Here is a 17900-nt window from a genome sequence, read left to right on the forward strand (position 1 = left end):
GCTTTCAACATGACGCCATTGCCCCACCCGGTCCTGTATTCCTTTCGCCGATGCCCCTATGCGATGCGGGCGCGCTTGGCTCTGCTCGCGAGTGGTCAGGTCTGTGAGTTGAGGGAAGTCGTTCTGACCAACAAGCCACAAGCCTTGATGGATGCATCCACTAAAGCGACGGTACCCGTGTTGGTGCTGACCGATGGCGCGGTGCTGGACCAAAGTCTGGACATCATGCTATGGGCCTTGGGCTGCCATGATCCCTGGCAATGGTTGCCCACAGAAGGCGACTTGGCAGAACAGATGCTGCAACTGGTGGCGCAGTGCGATGGCGATTTCAAGGTTCAGCTAGACCTCTACAAGTACCCCGGTCGATTTGGCCTGACCGACTCGACCCTCGCGAGGGAGCAAGGCTCGGTATTTTTGAGTGATCTCAATGCGCGATTGACCGCCAACCCGCATCTGCTCGGCAAATCGGAGAGTCTGGCTGATGTGGCGATCGCCCCTTTCGTGCGCCAGTTTGCCCACACCGACGCCACGTGGTTTGCAGCGCAAGCCTGGCCCGCCTTGCAGGCTTGGTTAGGTGCGTTTGAGGCATCCCGTCTCTTCCAACTTGCGATGACCAAATTCGCACCGTGGCAACCCGGACAAACGCCTGCGTTGTTTCCGATGACACCTCCCATGCAAACCTTGAACGCTATTATTTAAATAGCGCCTTACGCTTTATGAACGGGGGCTACAGCCCAATCAGGCATAATTTTTAACCAGCAAGAGATCTCACGCCTGCTGGTATTCACGCTTGAGTTGGGCGACGAAAATCAAAAAGCATCCAGCGCCAGCGCGGTGACGCACTCGGCGCCTTCCACGATTGAGTCCCGGATGCCAGGGGCTTTGGTCAGCAGATGGTCCGCATAAAAGCGCGCCGTGACGATCTTGGCTTGCATGAAAGCCACGTCCACACCCTGCGCGATTTCATCTTGCGCCACCAACAAGGCTCGGGCCAATTGCCAACCAGCCATCAGGTTACCAGCCAACATCAGGTAAGGCACGCTGCCCGAAAACACAGCGTTGGGTTGGCTGCGGGTGTTGGCAGCCACAAAGCTGACGACGTCGAGAAACGCTTCACGCGCTGCTTTGAGTCGATTGGCGACCGCCACCGCATCGGCGCTGCCGCTGGTGTTCAACTGCGCTTCGGTGATTTCAATTTGTGCCGCAATGCCCTTGGCGACTTGGCCGCCATCACGCGCCGTCTTGCGCCCGACCAGATCATTGGCCTGGATCGCCGTGGTGCCTTCGTAGATCGTCAAAATCTTGGCATCGCGGTAATACTGGGCGGCGCCGGTTTCCTCGATGAAGCCCATGCCACCGTGCACTTGAACACCCAGCGAGGTGACTTCCAGGCTCATCTCGGTGCTGTAGCCCTTGATCAAGGGCACCAGAAATTCATAAAACGCCAGGTTTTGCTGGCGCACGCCTTCGTTGGTGTGGTGGTGCGAGGCGTCATAGGCCGCTGCCGCCACCGTCGCCATGGCGCGGCAACCCTCGGTGTAGGCACGCATGGTCATGAGCATGCGTTTCACGTCAGGATGGTGAATGATGGGACCGCTGGTGGGCAGTGAGCCATCAACCGGGCGACTTTGCACGCGGTCCTTGGCGAAAGTGACGGCTTTTTGGTAGGCACGCTGGGCAATCGCAATGCCTTGCACGCCGACCCCAAAGCGGGCGGCGTTCATCATGATGAACATGTATTCCAGGCCCCGGTTTTCCTGCCCCACCAAGTAACCGATGGCGCCGCCATGGTCGCCAAACTGCAGTACGCAGGTCGGGCTGGCTTTGATGCCCATCTTGTGTTCGATGCTGACGCAGTGCACGTCATTGCGAGCACCGAGTGAGCCGTCTTGGTTGACCATAAATTTCGGCACAACAAACAAACTGATGCCTTTGACGCCTTCAGGCGCGCCCGTCACACGGGCCAACACCAGGTGGACGATGTTCTCGGCCATCTCATGCTCACCCCAGGTGATGAAAATTTTGGTGCCAAAGACTTTGTAAGCGCCATCGGCTTGTGGCTCGGCACGGCTGCGCACGGCGGCCAAATCAGAACCAGCTTGCGGCTCGGTCAGGTTCATGGTGCCAGTCCATTGGCCGCTCACCAGATTGTTGAGGTAGGTGGCTTTGAGTTCGTCGGAGCCAGCAGTCAGCAGCGCTTCAATTGCACCGTCGGTCAGCAGCGGGCACAGTGCAAAGCTCATATTGGCCGAATTCTGCATTTCGCCAATCGAGGCGCCAATGGTTTTGGGTAAGCCCTGGCCGCCAAAATCGACCGGGTGTTGCAGCCCTTGCCAGCCGGCTTGGGCAAATTGCTGAAACGCGTCCTTGAAACCGGGGGTGGCGGTCACCACGCCGTCTTTCAAACTGGACGGGTTCTTGTCGCCTTCCCAGTTCAGCGGACTCAACACGCCCTCACAGAACTTGGCCGCCTCTTCCAGAACCGCCTGCGCGGTATCAAAACCGGCATCTTCAAAACCGGGCAACTGAGCGACTTGCTCTATGTCGGCTAGGTACTTGATGTTGAAAAGCATGTCTTTAAGGGGGGCAACGTAGTTCATGTCGAGTCTCCTAATAAGAATAATGAAGGGCGCCAGTGTGTTGATGCGAAAAAAAAGGGCACCGCAAGCGATGCCCTTTTTGTGTTCAGCTTAGAGCGCTGCGACCAGTTCCGGTACCGCCGCGAACAAGTCAGCCGCCAGACCGTAGTCGGCCACCGAGAAGATTGGGGCTTCCGGGTCTTTGTTGATCGCCACGATCACCTTGGAGTCCTTCATACCGGCCAGATGCTGGATGGCGCCGCTGATGCCGCAGGCCACATACAACTGAGGTGCGACGATCTTGCCGGTCTGCCCCACTTGCCAGTCGTTCGGTGCGTAACCGGCGTCCACCGCCGCGCGCGAAGCACCCATGGCGGCGCCGAGTTTGTCAGCCAGCGGCGTCATGACTTCCATGAACTTCTCGCTCGAACCCAAAGCCCGGCCACCCGAGACAATGATCTTGGCGGCGGTCAGTTCAGGGCGGTCGTTTTTGGCGATTTCGCTGCCAACGAAGGTGGTTTTTTCACTGGCAGCCACGGCGGCCACCACTTCAACGAAGGCCGAGCCACCAGTGGCCGCAGCTGCGTCAAAGCCGGTGGTGCGCACGGTCAGAACCTTGGTCGCGTCCAGGCTTTGCACGATGGCGATGGCGTTGCCGGCGTAGATCGGGCGCTCGAAGGTGTCCGGGCTGTCGACCTTGGTCACGTCCGAGATTTGGGCGACATCCAACTTGGCCGCTACGCGGGGGGCAATGTTCTTGCCGGAAGCGGTAGCGGGAAACAAAAGGTGGCTGTAGCTGGACGCCACGGCCAGAATTTGCGCAGTCACATTTTCGGCCAGGCCGTGAGCGAAAGCTGCGCTGTCAGCGTGCAAGACTTTGGTTACGCCGGCGATTTGCGCGGCCGCCGCAGCAGCGGCACCGGCATTGGCACCGGCCACCAGCACATGCACCTCACCACCGCAAGCGAGGGCGGCGGTTACGGTATTGAGGGTGGCGACCTTGATCGTCGCGTTGTCGTGTTCAGCAATTACTAATGCGGACATTTTTTTGTTCCAAAAAAATTGATTAATCTGTTGAGGACAGAGCTAGCCCACTGCGTGTGGCTGCGGTCTGTCCCGCAAAGCTTCAGATAACCTTAGCTTCATTCTTGAGTTTGTCGACCAGGGCGGCCACGTCGGGCACCATGATGCCGGCGCTGCGCTTGGGAGGCTCGCTGACCTTCAAGGTCTTGATGCGTGAGGTCACGTCAACACCGAGGTCTTCAGGCTTGAAGATTTCGAGTTGTTTTTTCTTGGCCTTCATGATGTTGGGCAAGGTGACATAACGGGGCTCGTTCAGGCGCAAGTCGGCGGTGATGACGGCAGGCAGGCTAACGGAAATCGTTTCGAGGCCACCATCAACTTCACGCGTGACCAGCAGTTTGCCGTCAGCCGCTTCGACTTTGCTGGCAAAGGTGGCTTGCGGCAGGTCAGCCAACGCAGCGAGCATCTGACCGGTCTGGTTGCAATCGTCGTCAATCGCTTGTTTGCCCAAAATAACGAGACCGGGTTGCTCTTTGTCCATCAGGGCTTTGAGCAGTTTGGCAACCGCCAGCGGCTGCAGTTCTTCAGTCGTTTCGACCAGAATGGCGCGGTCAGCCCCAATCGCCATGGCTGTGCGCAGGGTTTCCTGGCATTGCGTCACGCCACAAGAAACGGCGATGATCTCAGTGACCACGCCCTTTTCTTTAAGGCGCACCGCTTCTTCAACGGCAATCTCGTCAAAGGGGTTCATGCTCATTTTGACGTTGGCGGTATCTACACCCGTGTTGTCCGATTTGACGCGGACCTTGACGTTGTAGTCCACCACGCGTTTCACTGCGACCAGGACTTTCATTGATTCAACTCCAGATAGTTATAGGTAAGGCGATTAACTCGGTGCTTGCGTCAATTTTAGTTGACGTGCACGTCAACTAAAGATTCTATGCGGTGTCTCTTGTCAGCTTGGTCGTCTCCACGACAATCCACAACTAAATTTAAATAGAACGACCGTGCTTTTTAAATTGTAGCGTCATATTCTCGTCATCTTCCCACAGCAGGTGTATGCACCACGCGTTGCGGGTAAGGAATGTCAATTTGATTCTCGCGCAGTGATTTCAAGATATCTTGGTTAATCAGGGATTTAAGGTTGAGACTGCCATTCTCGGGGTCAGCAATCCAATAGCCCACGGTGAACTCCAAACCATCCGCTCCAAAATTGGACAAGGCCACGGAGGGCTCAGGTGTTCTCAACACCCGTTCATGGTTCAACATGGCCTGGTTCAGCAAACGCATCACCAATTCCACGTCGCTGTCATAGCCGACTGACACCATGGAAGACTGCCAAACCTGCGTATCGGCCAGCGACAGGTTTTCAACCCGACTGGTGATCAGCATCTCATTGGGCACGATGGACTCGCGACCGGCGAGCGAGCGAATGACGGTGTAGCGGGCGTTGATTTGGGTGATAAGCCCCTCGAACCCATCCACCCGCACGTTGTCACCAATGCGCATGCTGCGTTCGGCCAGAATGACAAAACCGCTGACGTAATTGGCGGCCAGTTTTTGCAGACCAAAACCGACACCGACACCGATGGCACCGCCCAGCACCGAGAGTGCCGACAGGTTGATGCCGACCACCGATAACGCCACCAGCAAGCCCACAAACATCAGCAGCGCCCGCGTGGCGTTGCTCACGGCCTTGCGCAAGGACAATTCACCACCGGTGGCATGGCGCAACAAGCGCGCTTCAATGCCCGATGAAATCCACAGGGTGAAGAGCAGCACGGCACCAGCCGTCAAAGCCCCTTCCAGCATATTGCGCACGGACAAGGTGGTGCCCGATACCTTCCAGGTAATTTGGTCCAACTCCTCCAGAATGACCGGAAGCAAGCCACTGACCCACAGCACCATGGCCAGCCACGCCACCCAGGAAATGCTTCGCTCCAGCAAGCGCACCAGCGGCGCCTCGGCGAAAGCAGCCTGCAAGATCTTGACGCCAAAGCGAATGACCAGCAAGGACAGCAACACCGGCATCGCAATCTTGAACACGGCCAGCTGTACCCAATCCACCATCAGCGCCCGCGCCAGATAGGCCAGACACAACAGCAGCGCCGGAAACAGCACGCCATCCACAATGCGGCGGCCAAACGTGATGGAGGAACTGTCGCGTGTGCCCACGGCACGTGCAATCAACGAGGCCAGGAGCCAAGCCAACAGGCCACACGCCACCAGCGCGCCCAACTCCATGAGCGCAGCGGGCTTGGTGAGTGCCGCTATCCAGCCATCAAGGTCGGTTATCCGGGAGTCAGACATCCGCCAGAACCCGAATATGCGCCTCCACGCTACGGGCCAATGAACTCAGCGTGTAGCCGCCCTCCAGGCAAGACACGATGCGACCTTTAGAGTGGCGTTTGGCCACATCCATCAGACGCTGCGTAATCCACGCAAAGTCGTTTTCAACCAGGCCCATCTGACCCATGTCGTCTTCGCGGTGGGAGTCAAAACCGGCGCTGATAAAAATCATCTCGGGCTGAAAGGCCTCCAGACGCGGCATCCAGGTGCGCTCAATGATGTCCCGCACCTCTGTCCCTTTGATATAGGCAGGCACCGGCACATTGACCAGATTACTGGCGGTGGAGTGAACGTAATCCAGCGGGTAAAACGGGTGCTGGTAAAAGCTGGCCATCAGAATGCGGTCGTCGCCGGCCACGATGTCTTCGGTGCCGTTGCCATGGTGCACGTCAAAGTCGATGATGGCCACGCGTTGCAAGCCGTGGCGCTCGAGCGCATATTTGGCGGCAATCGCGACGTTGTTGAAGAAGCAAAAACCGCTGGCCTTGTGGCGACTGGCATGGTGACCGGGCGGGCGAATCGCACAAAAAGCATTGGGCATCTCGCCTGCAATCACGGCATCGGTGGCGGCAATCGCGGCACCTGCCGCGCGCAATGAAGCCGCCCAGGTGTGGATGTTGATAGAAGTGTCCGGGTCGATCTGGGTATGAGAAGGGCCACCGGCCTCGATCTCTTCCTTCAACCAATCGCTCAAACCCCGCATTGACGCGATGTGGATACGTCCATGGGCGAGTTCAATATCGGTCAAAGAGGCAATGGGGGCCTCTTGCCGGTCCAAAGCCACACCGAGACCCGAGGTCAACAGGCGGTCTTCGATGGCATCAAGCCGTTCGCCACATTCAGGGTGGCCCGGCCCCATTTCATGTTTCCAGCAATCACGGTGGGTAAAGTATCCCGTCATAGTCATAGTGCTAACGCTCCTTTTACATTTTTTTGGTAAGGTCGTGCCATGAATGCACAACTAAAAATTAGATCACTCATTAATCAGCTTAACACGGTGATATTTGGAAAAACTGACCAAACACAAGATTGTGTAGCCTGTTTATTGGCCGGCGGCCACCTGCTGATTGAAGACGTGCCCGGCGTGGGCAAGACCACATTGGCGCACGCACTGGCCCGTACCTTTGGTCTCCAGTTCTCGCGCGTACAGTTCACGGCCGACCTGATGCCCAGCGACCTGTCGGGCGTGTCGGTCTATGAGCGCGCCAAGGAATCGTTTGTTTTTCACCCCGGCCCCTTGTTTGCACAAGTGTTGCTGGCCGACGAGATCAACCGCGCCAGCCCCAAAACCCAAAGCGCATTGCTGGAAGCCATGGAAGAAAAACAAGTCACGGTCGACGGCGAAACCCGTCCCCTGCCCTCACCCTTTTTTGTCATTGCCACGCAAAACCCGTTTGACCAGGTCGGCACCTATGCCCTGCCGGAGTCACAACTGGACCGCTTCCTGATGCGCATCTCGCTGGGTTACCCGGACCGTGCCGCCGAGCGCGACCTGCTGATCGGGACCGACCGGCGGGACCTGGTCGAGACCCTGCCCAGCCTGCTGACCCCGGCTGAACTTAAGGCTTTACAGCAACAAGTGCTGGCCGTTCACGTCGCGCCCCCGCTGCTGGACTATGTGCAGGACCTGATTGCAGCCACCCGCTCCGGCCAGTGGTTCTTGATGGGCCTGAGCCCGCGCGCCGGTATTGCGGTGGTGCGCGCCGCCAAAGCCCACGCCCTGATCAGTGGCCGCGATTACGTCGCCCCGGATGACGTACAGGCGATCCTGCCGCAAACCGTGGCCCACCGGATGATGCCGGTCAGTGACGCCGGACGCGGCGCGGTCGAACAGGTGCGCGCCATGCTGGACGCTGTGCCGCTGCCGTGAGCACTCTCGGACTTCGCAAACGTTTTCAGCGCTGGTTTGAAGCGCGCTTGCCGCTGAGCGACGTCATCACGCTCACGCAGCGCAACGTCTACATCTTGCCCACCCGCCCCGGCTTCATGCTGGGTGCGACGATTTTGGTGCTGCTGGTGGCGTCCATTAACTACCAGCTTAATCTGGGTTACCTGCTGACCTTTTTGCTGGCCGGCAGTGCGGTGGTTGGCATGCATGTGTGCCACGGCACGCTGCGCGGATTAACTATGCATTTAATAGCGCCTGACGCACACTACGCGGGGGATAGCGCCGTATTTGGTATAAATATTCAAAGCCAGCGGCGCAGCATTCGGCACGGCATCGGGCTGGCGGTTCTGGGCTCTGGCCAGTGGGTCTGGACCGATGTACCTGCCCAAGGCAGCGCTACCGTGCAAGTCGCCTTCAAGCCCGAGCGCCGGGGTCTTCACCGGGTGCCCACGCTCACGGCTGAAACGCGCTTTCCGCTGGGCACCTTCCGGGTCTGGACCGTGTGGCGCCCCGCCGCGCAGATGCTGGTCTATCCGGCGCCCGAGCCGATGGCACCGCCGCTGCCACCGGGTGAGCCGCGGTCTGGCGGCGCCATGACGACCCACCCCCGGGCCAGTGGCGACTACGACAGCGTGCGCGCTTACCGCCGGGGTGACCCGATGAAACTCGTCGTCTGGAAAAAAGCTGCCAAGTCCGACGAACTGGTGAGCCGCGACGCGCAGCAGGTTCAGCGCCATGAACTGTGGCTGGACCAAATCCACTGCGGCACCTCCCATCTCGAACAACAACTGTCGCGCTTGTGCGCCTGGGTGTTACTGGCCGAAAAACGGGGTCTGGATTACGGCTTGCGCCTGAGCGGCCTGGAGATTGAACCGGGCTGTGGCGACAGCCACAAAAAGCGATGCCTGCAAGCGCTGGCGCTGCATTGACTGGATACTCACCGCCATGCTGAAGACCGCGCTCCATCACCTTCGCACCTTGCCGCGGGACAGCCGCGACACCTTGTTCATGCTGGTAGTGATCGCCTGGGTGCTGCTGCCGCAGGTGGCGAATCTGCCGCTGTGGTGCAGCGGCTTGGCGGCCACAGTGTTGTTGTGGCGCGGTTGGCTGGCTGTCACGGTGCAGCCACTGCCTTCGCGCTGGTGGTTGCTGGGGCTGCTAATTGTGACGGTGGCCGCCACGTACACCACCCATAAAACCCTACTTGGTCGCGACGCCGGGGTCACCCTGATCGTGGTGCTGCTGGCCCTGAAAACGCTGGAGCTGCGCGCCAAACGGGATGCCTTCGTGGTGTTTTTCCTCAGCTTCTTCACGATGCTGACCAACTTCTTCTTTTCCCAATCCCTGCTCACGGCCGCCGCCATGCTGGTCGCGCTGATGGGCTTGCTGACGGCGCTCGTGAATGCCCACATGCCGGTTGGCCGACCACCTTTGTGGCAAGCCGCCAAAACCGCAGGCTGGATGGCGCTGCTGGGCGCGCCGATCATGGTGGTGTTGTTTGTGCTGTTCCCGCGCATGGCGCCGCTCTGGGGCGTCCCGGGCGATGCCATGAGCGGTCGCAGCGGTTTGTCGGCGACGATGCAAGTGGGCAGTGTCGCCAGTCTGGCGCTGGACGACAGCATTGCCCTGCGCGTGCGCTTTGAGGGCGCGGCGCCACAGCAGTCGGCGCTGTACTTCAGGGGGCCGGTGCTGTCTACCTTTGACGGGCGGGAGTGGCTGCCCTTGCGCTCGGCTTTTCCGCCGCGGATGCAAGCCCCGGCCAATCTGCAGGTGCAGGGCGCGGCGGTTAACTACCAGATCACCCTGGAACCCAATAACCGCCCCTGGTTGCTGCTGCTGGACGCCACCCCCAACAAGCCCTCACTGGTCGGGTTCGATGTCCGCATGACGAGCGAACTGCAATGGCTGACCGACCGCCCGATTGCCGACCTGGTGCGCTACTCGGCCCAAAGCTACCCCGATTTTTCTCATGGCCCCGTGCGTCCCATTGCGAGCCTGCAAGACTACCTGGACCTGCCCGCCGGTTTCAACCCCCGCACACTGCTACTGGCCGCCGAAATGAGGCGCGACCCGCGCTATGCCAAAGCTGACGGGGCTCAATGGATTGCCATCGCCATGGAGCGACTACGTACTGGCGGCTACAGCTACACACTGGACCCCGGCGTATTCGGGCGAGACAGTGCCGACGAATTCTGGTTTGACCGCAGGGAAGGTTTCTGCGAACACATCGCCTCCAGCTTTGTGATCCTGATGCGCGCCCTGAATGTGCCGGCCCGCATCGTCACCGGCTACCAGGGCGGCGAAAGCAACGTGGTGGATGGTTTCTGGATCGTGCGCCAACGCGATGCCCATGCCTGGGCCGAAGTCTGGCTTGCCGGGCGCGGCTGGGTGCGGGTCGACCCGACGTCGGCCGTGGCGCCGGGGCGTATCGGCACACTGCAACGTCTGGCAGCACCCCAGGGCGCGATTGCCGGTGCCTTGCTGGGCACGATCCCTCCGGCATTAGCCCTGAATCTTCGTGCCGTGTGGGATGCAGTCAACAACAGCTGGAACCAGCGGGTGCTGAATTACACCCAAGGCAAGCAGCTCAACCTGCTCAAAAATCTGGGCTTTGCGTCACCAAGTTGGGAAGACCTGATTTACCTGTTGTGCGGCATTTTGGTCGCCGTGAGTTTGACGGGTGCCGCCTGGACATTGTGGGAACGCCACCACCGAGACCCGTGGCTGCGACTGCTCGATACGGCCAGAACCCGGCTGCAAAAAGCCGGTGTGAAACTCTCGCCAACCAGCCCGCCCCGCGAGATGGCCGAGCAATTGCGCCAGCAAATGGACCCCGAACAAACCGAATTTAAAGCCCTGTATGACTGGCTGCTGCGGCTGGAAACGCAGCGCTACGCCGCACCCCATGCGCAACCCATCCGCCTCGCTACACTGCAACGCGAACTCAACCAACTGGTCTGGCCCAAGTGATTTACAAGCCCTTTTTAATTACTACTATTTTTATAGCTGCTTGCGCACTATCTACGGGGGCTAGCGCCCTAAAACCCTTAAAGAAGAAACCAGTAGCCGTCAAAAAGGTAAAGCACGGCAAGAAGTCCCGCCACACTGTTCAGCCCGCCCTGCCCGGCCCGGCCTACGCTTTGCGGGCCGACGCCATGCAAGCCGCCGACGACATCGCCGAACGCCGGGGCCTGAGCCGCGAATGGGTGCGCCAGGCTATTGGTCAGGCGCACTACATGCCACAGGTCGCCAAATTTATTCAACCGCCCGTGGTGGGAACCCCCAAAAACTGGCGCGTTTACCGCAGCCGCTTTATTGACCCGATCCGCATCCAGGCGGGCGTGAAGTTTTGGCAAGACAACCGCGAAACCCTGGCCCGTGCTGAAGGGGAAACCGGCGTACCGGCCGAGATCATCGTGGGCATCGTTGGCGTGGAAACCATTTACGGCCAGCAAATGGGCAGCTTTCGGGTGATGGACTCGCTGACCACGCTGGCCTTTGATTTTCCGGCAAACCATCCTCGCGCCAAAGAACGCAGTGAGTTTTTCAAGAATGAGCTGGAACAGTTTTTAAGTTTGACGAACCGCACCAACATCGACCCGATGGCGCTGCAAGGCAGCTTTGCCGGCGCCATGGGCATGCCACAGTTCATGCCCTCCAGCTGGTCTAAGTACGCGGTTGATTTCGATGGCGACAGCAAAATTGACCTCTTTGCCAGCCCGGCCGATGTGATTGGCTCGGTGGCCAACTATTTCAAGGCCTTCCACTGGCAGCCCGGCATGCCCACGCATTACCCGGTCAGTTTTGATGCAGCCACCCTGGACAAAGACGCGCTGATGGCGCCCGACATCCTGCCCACCTTCAGTGTGGCCAGCTTTATGGCCAAAGGTGCCGTGCTGGACGGCGAAGCCTTGAGACACACCGGCCCGCTGGCGCTGGTAGAACTGCAAAACGGCGATAACCCGCCCAGCTACGTCGCGGGCACCGAGAATTTTTATGCCATCACCCGCTACAACTGGAGCAGCTACTACGCCATGGCGGTGATCGAGTTGGGGCAGGAAGTTGCCCGGGCCTTGAAGTGACGGATTCTTCGCTTTTAGGCCATGATCAGCAGCATTTAAACCATATTTCAAAACAGGAATTTATCTTGACTCAAGAAAAAAAATTGCTTGAAGAAAAGCAAAAGCCAAAAGCCAACAAGGATTGGATTTGGTGGACGCTTGTGGGTCTATTTATCGTCGCCTCCATTGGCGGCATGATGGTTGTCGATGGACTCTACGCACCCGGCTCCTATAACCCAGCCACGTTGCCGGATGCTGTTGGAAAGTAAAAATCAGCCCTCACACACGGTTTGCTAATTCGCAACAGCAGACATTGAAATTCCCTCAAAAATAGACCCAGTTGTGATGTATTTGATACATCGTGGCGAGGGGTCGGCGGGTGTTGTTGCACCTTCCACCCCGTCTATCCGCCACAATCTGCCCATGAGATTTCTACACACCATGCTGCGCGTTGGCAACCTTCAACGCTCCATCGATTTTTATACCCAGGTGTTGGGTATGAAGTTGCTGCGCACCTCCGAAAACCAGGCGTACAAATACACCCTCGCCTTCGTCGGTTTTGAGAGTAATCCTGAACAGGCCGAGATTGAACTGACCTACAACTGGGGCGTGGAGTCCTATGAACCAGGTACTGCTTTCGGCCACATCGCGCTGGGGGTTCCAGATGCCTATTCAGCCTGCGAAAAGATCAAGGCGGCGGGTGGCAACATCACGCGTGAAGCCGGCCCCGTCATGGGCGGTAGCACGGTGATTGCTTTTGTCACCGACCCCGATGGCTACAAGATTGAATTAATTCAGCGCACCGAGTCAGGTGCTGGCGTTGGCTTGGGCTGAAGTCCAGCCACTCAAAAGCTACTTTATTTATAGCTGCTCGCGCATATAGAACGGGGGCTAGAGCCCATTTTTCCTTAAATTTAGGGTATCACGGGCGAGCTGCGTTACCCGTGCCCAGTCGCCTTTTTCAAGGGCATCCGCCGGCACCAGCCACGAGCCGCCCACGCAGACCACGTTGGGTAGCGCCAAAAAGTCTGGTGCGTTTTGCAGTGTTACGCCACCCGTCGGGCAAAACTTCACGTCAAAAAATGGGCCGCTCCAAGCCTTCAACATGGCGGGTCCGCCAGCTTGCATGGCTGGAAAAAACTTCAATTCGGTCAAACCCTCTTCTTGCGCCATCATGATCTCGCTGCCAGTGGCGACACCGGGCAACAAAGCCATTCCGACATCACGACAAGCCTGACCCACCGCCGTGGTGTAACCGGGGCTGACGGCAAACAGGGCACCCGCATTGGCAGCCGCTTGGGCGTCCGCTTTGGTGCGCACGGTGCCCGCACCGACGATGGCTTCTGGCACGGATCGGGCAATGGCTTCGATGCACGCCAAGGCTTGAGGCGTGCGCAGCGTGACTTCGAGCATGCGAATGCCACCGGCCACCAGCGCACGGGCCATCGGCACGGCGTGAGCAATGTCGTTCAAGACGATGACCGGAATCACCGGGGCGTCCTGCATCACTTGCAGGGCAGTAAATTTTTGAGGTGTGCTCATGGAATTCCAGATCGGTAAAAGTTTCGGATTAAAGCCAAGTGCAGGCGCCGTCTTCGGCCGCCAAGGCATTTCGGCGCATGCCCGCAAATAATTCGCGACCCATGCCGACGCCATTGGCGGCGCGCAGTTCTTCAGGCATTATTTCCAGAGGACGCGCGGCCCAATCTTCTGCCGGAACCAGCACCGTCAGACTGCCTGCAACGGCATCCAGTCGAATCACATCGCCGTCACGCACTTTGGCCAGTTCGCCGCCAGCAGCGGCTTCAGGCGAGACATGGATGGCGGCCGGCACTTTACCGGAGGCGCCGCTCATGCGGCCATCGGTGACGAGGGCAACTTTAAAACCCTTGCCCTGCAACACCGCCAGCGGGGGCGTGAGCTTGTGCAGTTCGGGCATGCCATTGGCTTGCGGCCCCTGCCAGCGCACCACGCACACCACATCACGGTCGAGTTCACCCGCGCTGAAGGCGGTGTGCAACGATTCCTGCGAATCAAACACGCGGCATGGGGCCTCGATCACATGAAGATTTGATGGCACCGCCGAGACCTTGATCACGCTGCGCCCGAGGTTGCCGAGCAGCAACTTGAGCCCGCCCGTGACACTGAAAGGCGCACTGGCCGGGCGCACCACGGTATCGTCCAGACTGGCACCCGCATCAACCCAATGCAAGGCGCCGTTGTCTGCATTGACGCCTGGAATACCGGTAAATTCACGCAAGCCACCTGAGCGCACGGTCAGAACGTCAGTGTGCATGAAACCGGCGTCCAGCAGCTCGCGGATCACAAAGCCCGGACCACCCGCCGCCTGAAACTGGTTGACGTCGGCGCTGCCGTTGGGATAGACCCGGGTCAACAACGGCACAACGTTGGACAAGGCGGAAAAATCGTCCCAGTCAATCACAATGCCGGCAGCGCGGGCCACCGCCACCCAGTGAATCAGATGGTTGGTGGAGCCACCAGTGGCCAGCAAAGCCACCATCGCATTCACAATGCAGCGCTCGTCCACCACCAAGCCAATCGGGGCAAACTGGCGCGACTTGATGCCAGCCAATACGGTGCGCACGGCTTCACGGGTAAGTTCTTCACGCACAGCCGCGCCGGGATTGATGAAGGCGGTGCCGGGCACATGCAAACCCATGGCTTCGAGCAGCATCTGGTTGCTGTTGGCGGTGCCGTAAAAAGTACAGGTACCCGAGCCGTGGTAGGCCTTGGATTCAGCCTCAAGAAGTTCGGCGCGCCCCACCAGGCCCAAAGCCGCTTGCTCGCGAACCTTGGATTTTTCGTTGTTTGAGAGCCCGGTCGACATCGGCCCTGCGGGCACAAAAACGGTCGGCAAGTGGCCAAAATGCAAGGCGCCGATCAAGAGGCCAGGCACAATTTTGTCGCAGACCCCTAGCATCAGCGCGCCATCAAACACATCGTGGCTCAAGGACACGGCGGTTGACATCGCAATCACATCGCGTGAAAACAGGCTCAGTTCCATGCCCGCGGTGCCTTGGGTCACACCGTCACACATGGCGGGCACGCCGCCGGCCACTTGGGCCGTGGCACCGAGTTTGCGGGCCTCGGTCTTGATAATGTCGGGGTAATGCTGCATAGGCGCGTGGGCCGACAACACATCGTTGTAGGCGGTGACGATGCCGATGTTGGGTGCTCGCTCTGCCACCACCCGAAATTTATCATTAACGGGTAGCGCGGCAAAGGCGTGGGCCACATTGGCGCAACCCAGTCGTTCGGCGCCCGGCTTGCGATTGGCGGCGGCTGTCAGACGCTCCAGGTAAGCACTGCGTGTGACTTGACTGCGTTCGCGGATGCGTGCCGTGACGGTTTCAACAAGAGGATGGAGTTTCATAGCGCCTGAAAAAGTTGGTAACTAAATTACAAACGCAATGGTACTCCGGAACCCTCAAAAAGGGGTGATCTCGGGGTTACAAGTTGGTTACCAAACTCAAATGCCGCCGCGCAAACCGATAGTGACGTCAATTGTGCGGGTATCAACATTCCCCTATATTTGCACACTGATTCAACCCATGGAGATTCCTATGATTCAAGCGCTGTCACTGGTAACTATTGCCCTCGTCCTCACCGCCTGTGCTTCAACGCCCACTGAGCCGTCAGCCTCGGCCCAATTAATGGCCACCAAAGGCAGCACCGTGACGGGAATGGTGAAATTCACGCAAAAAGGCAGCGTCGTTCTGGTCACAGGGGAAGTCCGCGGGCTTGCACCCAATACCGAGCACGGCTTTCATGTGCATGAAAAAGGCGATTGCTCCAGTGGTGATGGTGTAAGTGCCGGAGGCCATTTCAACCCCAATGGCAAAGCCCATGGCTCGCATGATCTGGGCGAACACCATGCAGGCGACCTGCCTAGCCTGAAAGCCGATACCAGTGGTGTTGCGAGTTTTAGCTTCGAGTCCAGCACAATTTCTGTGGGAAGCGGCGTCACCGATATTGGTGGACGCGGCCTGATCGTGCACCGCGATCCAGACGACTTCAAGACCCAGCCCACAGGCAACGCTGGCCCACGTTTGGCTTGCGCCGTCATCACCAAATCCTGATTTTTATCTGTGCCACCGCAAGCCATGACCCTGGCTTGCCTATACTGACTTTATGACCTCTATTGCCGACCTCCGAAAAAGCTACGAACGCGCTGAACTCAATGAAGATGCTTCGCATGCCAACCCCCTGCTCCAATTTGAAAAATGGCTGAAAGAAGCCATCAGCGCGGAGGTTCCTGAACCCAACGCCATGACACTCGCCACGGTGGCCAGCAACTTGCGTCCCAGCACCCGGGTGGTGTTGATCAAAGGTTATGACGCCCAAGGCATCACCTGGTTTACCAACTATGACAGTCGCAAGGGTCAAGAGTTGGCGGGCAACCCCTATGCGGCGCTGCAATTCCACTGGGTTGAACTGGAGCGCGTCGTTCGCATCGAAGGTTTGGTTGAAAAAGTCAGTGAGCAGGAAAGCGACGATTACTTTCACAGCCGCCCGCTGGATTCACGCATTGGTGCCTGGGCTTCACCCCAAAGCCAGGTGATTTCCGGGCGCGGCGTGCTGGTCGCCAATGCTGTCAAATACGGTGCGCAGTTTTTACTGAACCCACCACGGCCACCACACTGGGGGGGTTACCGGCTCAAGCCAGACCACTGGCAGTTTTGGCAAGGCCGTAAAAGTCGCCTGCATGATCGTCTGCGCTACACCTTGTGTTTGACCGACAGTTCAACGCCAGTCGGCGAATCGGCGTGGGTTCGAGAGCGCCTGGCGCCCTGAATCTCAAAGCTATTTTGGGACGAAAAAAAAGGCGCTTACCGCGCCTTCAGCCTAGAAATCAAACGGGCCGTTCAGGCCCGTTACTTTATTCAAGTCCAGCGGCCTTGGCGTCTTCTGCAATTTTGCGTTTGAAGAATGCCAGAAACCACCAACCCATACCGATCATAAATACAATGCCGGCAACGCTCATCAGGCCGTAGTCGGTAGAAAAAAGATCGCTGAGTGCCTTCATGTTGAATTCCTTATATAAGTTAACGGGAAGGCTGGCTGCCACCCTTGGCGCAAATGTACTTATCGGCTAGTTTTTTACACTGACATGGATCAACTATTTTAAAATTAAGACCACTTTTTGAGTTGGAAACCATCGCCCCGTCACTTTTTGAGAGGCTACTTAACGCTGACCGCGTCGGTGATTCGGTAGTACAAACCGTAGGAATCGTCATTGAGCACCGCAAACTTTCCCTCGACCGTCACCGGCTCCAGGGAGTATTTGACAGGCGTTTTTGACTTGACCTCCACCATGCTTTCCGGGCCGCCGGGGGTGCAAAAAGAGCACGTCAAAGGCACAGAACTAAGCAAGAAGTGTTTTTGCTTTTCACCGGGCTCAAGCGGCATCATGAAGCCCTGAATGCGCTGGGTCTTGTCGTTCAAGGCCAGAATCGCCGGTGGAAACGCGGGCAGCAGACGGTTTTTGACCGCTTTGGTCTTGACATCACTCAGCATCGACCAAGGCAGCACATCGGCGCGCTCAGGCAGAGGGGCGAACGGGCTGTTGGGGCTGTGCACACCGGCACCGGTACCCGCCGGAATGCCGCCCAGCGGTGCTGCCGACTGCGCAAATACAGCCAGGGGCAGCAAAGCAGCGGCCAGTGCCAGCCCGAGTGCCAGCGATTTAAAAGAAATTCTGTTCATAGCATTGCCTTGATAACGTGATTGTTAATGTTCGTGTTTCATGCCTCAAAACTTGCCAATGGCCAAGCCTTTGCAGGACTGCTGCAATTCTTTCTCGCAAACCTCGTCTTTTTTACCGGCCTCCAGACATTTGGCAGCGGCTTCGTGGGCCGATGCCATGGCCCGGTGGCGGGCGATGTCATCATTGGCGGCCTTGTCGAGCGGGGCTCCGGATGCTATTGAAAAAGTAGCTATCAGCACAATAGACACGAGGGCTAGAAGACTATTTTTCAT

Annotated in this window: 19 protein-coding genes; 9 read left to right on the plus strand and 10 right to left on the minus strand. The window is 58.3% G+C overall.

Going from position 1 to position 17900, the window contains the following annotated elements; translation table 11 throughout:
• Positions 1–9: 9 nt before the first annotated feature.
• The gene (locus WCG50_RS01950; RefSeq protein ID WP_336897878.1) at positions 10–699 is read left to right on the plus strand and encodes a glutathione S-transferase; all 690 of its coding nucleotides are present in this window, start codon (positions 10–12) and stop codon (positions 697–699) included.
• A 110-nt stretch (positions 700–809) separates the two neighbouring features.
• Here WCG50_RS01950 and WCG50_RS01955 read toward each other — a convergent pair whose 3' ends face one another.
• The 5 genes from WCG50_RS01955 to WCG50_RS01975 form a co-directional block, all read right to left on the minus strand.
• Complete coding sequence (locus WCG50_RS01955; RefSeq protein WP_336897879.1) at positions 810–2600, minus strand: acyl-CoA dehydrogenase; 1791 nt, start codon at positions 2598–2600, stop codon at positions 810–812.
• A gap of 90 nt (positions 2601–2690) precedes the next feature.
• A complete protein-coding gene (locus WCG50_RS01960; protein ID WP_336897880.1) occupies positions 2691–3623 on the minus strand; it encodes an electron transfer flavoprotein subunit alpha/FixB family protein in 933 nt (310 codons plus the stop codon).
• Between the two features lie 82 nt (positions 3624–3705).
• Positions 3706–4455 (minus strand): electron transfer flavoprotein subunit beta/FixA family protein, encoded by a 750-nt coding sequence (locus tag WCG50_RS01965; RefSeq protein ID WP_336897881.1) that lies wholly within the window; start codon positions 4453–4455, stop codon positions 3706–3708.
• A 185-nt stretch (positions 4456–4640) separates the two neighbouring features.
• Entirely contained in the window at positions 4641–5912 is a 1272-nt protein-coding gene (locus WCG50_RS01970; RefSeq protein ID WP_336897882.1) for a mechanosensitive ion channel domain-containing protein, read from the minus strand.
• A complete protein-coding gene (locus tag WCG50_RS01975) occupies positions 5905–6858 on the minus strand; it encodes a histone deacetylase family protein (protein WP_336897883.1) in 954 nt (317 codons plus the stop codon). Before WCG50_RS01975 ends, WCG50_RS01970 begins: the two co-directional genes overlap by 8 nt.
• Positions 6859–6900: 42 nt before the next feature.
• Here WCG50_RS01975 and WCG50_RS01980 point away from each other — a divergent pair, with 42 nt between their 5' ends.
• The 6 genes from WCG50_RS01980 to gloA all read left to right on the plus strand — a co-directional run bounded on the left by WCG50_RS01980 (position 6901) and on the right by gloA (position 12734).
• A complete protein-coding gene (locus tag WCG50_RS01980; protein ID WP_336897884.1) occupies positions 6901–7821 on the plus strand; it encodes a MoxR family ATPase in 921 nt (306 codons plus the stop codon).
• Positions 7818–8768: a DUF58 domain-containing protein gene (locus WCG50_RS01985; RefSeq protein WP_336897885.1), complete on the plus strand. Its 951-nt coding sequence runs from the start codon at positions 7818–7820 to the stop codon at positions 8766–8768. Before WCG50_RS01980 ends, WCG50_RS01985 begins: the two co-directional genes overlap by 4 nt.
• A gap of 16 nt (positions 8769–8784) precedes the next feature.
• On the plus strand, positions 8785–10809 hold the full coding sequence (locus WCG50_RS01990; protein WP_336897921.1) for a DUF3488 and transglutaminase-like domain-containing protein: 2025 nt from the start codon (positions 8785–8787) through the stop codon (positions 10807–10809).
• Between the two features lie 185 nt (positions 10810–10994).
• Entirely contained in the window at positions 10995–11921 is a 927-nt protein-coding gene (mltB, locus tag WCG50_RS01995) for a lytic murein transglycosylase B (RefSeq protein WP_336897922.1), read from the plus strand.
• Between the two features lie 65 nt (positions 11922–11986).
• The gene (locus WCG50_RS02000) at positions 11987–12169 is read left to right on the plus strand and encodes a hypothetical protein (RefSeq protein ID WP_336897886.1); all 183 of its coding nucleotides are present in this window, start codon (positions 11987–11989) and stop codon (positions 12167–12169) included.
• Between the two features lie 154 nt (positions 12170–12323).
• Entirely contained in the window at positions 12324–12734 is a 411-nt protein-coding gene (gloA, locus tag WCG50_RS02005; RefSeq protein WP_336897887.1) for a lactoylglutathione lyase, read from the plus strand.
• Positions 12735–12791: 57 nt separating this feature from the next.
• Here gloA and eda read toward each other — a convergent pair whose 3' ends face one another.
• Both eda and edd read right to left on the minus strand, forming a co-directional pair.
• Positions 12792–13442 (minus strand): bifunctional 4-hydroxy-2-oxoglutarate aldolase/2-dehydro-3-deoxy-phosphogluconate aldolase, encoded by a 651-nt coding sequence (gene eda / locus WCG50_RS02010; RefSeq protein WP_336897888.1) that lies wholly within the window; start codon positions 13440–13442, stop codon positions 12792–12794.
• A 28-nt stretch (positions 13443–13470) separates the two neighbouring features.
• Positions 13471–15294 (minus strand): phosphogluconate dehydratase, encoded by a 1824-nt coding sequence (edd, locus tag WCG50_RS02015; protein WP_336897889.1) that lies wholly within the window; start codon positions 15292–15294, stop codon positions 13471–13473.
• A 190-nt stretch (positions 15295–15484) separates the two neighbouring features.
• Between edd and WCG50_RS02020 the strand changes: the two genes are divergently transcribed.
• The gene (locus WCG50_RS02020; protein ID WP_336897890.1) at positions 15485–16000 is read left to right on the plus strand and encodes a superoxide dismutase family protein; all 516 of its coding nucleotides are present in this window, start codon (positions 15485–15487) and stop codon (positions 15998–16000) included.
• 52 nt (positions 16001–16052) lie between these two features.
• Entirely contained in the window at positions 16053–16715 is a 663-nt protein-coding gene (gene pdxH / locus WCG50_RS02025; protein WP_336897891.1) for a pyridoxamine 5'-phosphate oxidase, read from the plus strand.
• A gap of 85 nt (positions 16716–16800) precedes the next feature.
• Here pdxH and WCG50_RS02030 read toward each other — a convergent pair whose 3' ends face one another.
• From WCG50_RS02030 to WCG50_RS02040, 3 genes are all read right to left on the minus strand, one after another.
• The gene (locus tag WCG50_RS02030) at positions 16801–16947 is read right to left on the minus strand and encodes a DUF3149 domain-containing protein (RefSeq protein ID WP_336897892.1); all 147 of its coding nucleotides are present in this window, start codon (positions 16945–16947) and stop codon (positions 16801–16803) included.
• 155 nt (positions 16948–17102) lie between these two features.
• Entirely contained in the window at positions 17103–17627 is a 525-nt protein-coding gene (locus WCG50_RS02035) for a DUF3299 domain-containing protein (RefSeq protein WP_336897893.1), read from the minus strand.
• A gap of 45 nt (positions 17628–17672) precedes the next feature.
• Positions 17673–17900, minus strand: coding sequence for a hypothetical protein (locus WCG50_RS02040; RefSeq protein ID WP_336897894.1), 228 nt, complete (start codon positions 17898–17900; stop codon positions 17673–17675).

The sequence above is a fragment of the Rhodoferax sp. genome, assembly GCF_037143375.1.
GTDB lineage: Bacteria > Pseudomonadota > Gammaproteobacteria > Burkholderiales > Burkholderiaceae_C > Rhodoferax.

Coding starts and splice junctions, on each gene's coding strand:
- mltB (WP_336897922.1), top strand. CDS start 10,995: ATGCAAGCCGCCGACGACATCGCCGAACGCCGGGGCCTGAGCCGCGAA.
- eda (WP_336897888.1), bottom strand. CDS start 13,442: ATGAGCACACCTCAAAAATTTACTGCCCTGCAAGTGATGCAGGACGCC.
- WCG50_RS01975 (WP_336897883.1), bottom strand. CDS start 6,858: ATGACTATGACGGGATACTTTACCCACCGTGATTGCTGGAAACATGAA.
- gloA (WP_336897887.1), top strand. CDS start 12,324: ATGAGATTTCTACACACCATGCTGCGCGTTGGCAACCTTCAACGCTCC.
- WCG50_RS02030 (WP_336897892.1), bottom strand. CDS start 16,947: ATGAAGGCACTCAGCGATCTTTTTTCTACCGACTACGGCCTGATGAGC.
- WCG50_RS01990 (WP_336897921.1), top strand. CDS start 8,785: ATGCTGAAGACCGCGCTCCATCACCTTCGCACCTTGCCGCGGGACAGC.
- pdxH (WP_336897891.1), top strand. CDS start 16,053: ATGACCTCTATTGCCGACCTCCGAAAAAGCTACGAACGCGCTGAACTC.
- WCG50_RS02040 (WP_336897894.1), bottom strand. CDS start 17,900: ATGAAAAATAGTCTTCTAGCCCTCGTGTCTATTGTGCTGATAGCTACT.
- WCG50_RS02020 (WP_336897890.1), top strand. CDS start 15,485: ATGATTCAAGCGCTGTCACTGGTAACTATTGCCCTCGTCCTCACCGCC.
- WCG50_RS01950 (WP_336897878.1), top strand. CDS start 10: ATGACGCCATTGCCCCACCCGGTCCTGTATTCCTTTCGCCGATGCCCC.
- WCG50_RS01980 (WP_336897884.1), top strand. CDS start 6,901: ATGAATGCACAACTAAAAATTAGATCACTCATTAATCAGCTTAACACG.
- edd (WP_336897889.1), bottom strand. CDS start 15,294: ATGAAACTCCATCCTCTTGTTGAAACCGTCACGGCACGCATCCGCGAA.
- WCG50_RS01960 (WP_336897880.1), bottom strand. CDS start 3,623: ATGTCCGCATTAGTAATTGCTGAACACGACAACGCGACGATCAAGGTC.
- WCG50_RS01965 (WP_336897881.1), bottom strand. CDS start 4,455: ATGAAAGTCCTGGTCGCAGTGAAACGCGTGGTGGACTACAACGTCAAG.
- WCG50_RS02035 (WP_336897893.1), bottom strand. CDS start 17,627: ATGAACAGAATTTCTTTTAAATCGCTGGCACTCGGGCTGGCACTGGCC.
- WCG50_RS01970 (WP_336897882.1), bottom strand. CDS start 5,912: ATGTCTGACTCCCGGATAACCGACCTTGATGGCTGGATAGCGGCACTC.
- WCG50_RS01955 (WP_336897879.1), bottom strand. CDS start 2,600: ATGAACTACGTTGCCCCCCTTAAAGACATGCTTTTCAACATCAAGTAC.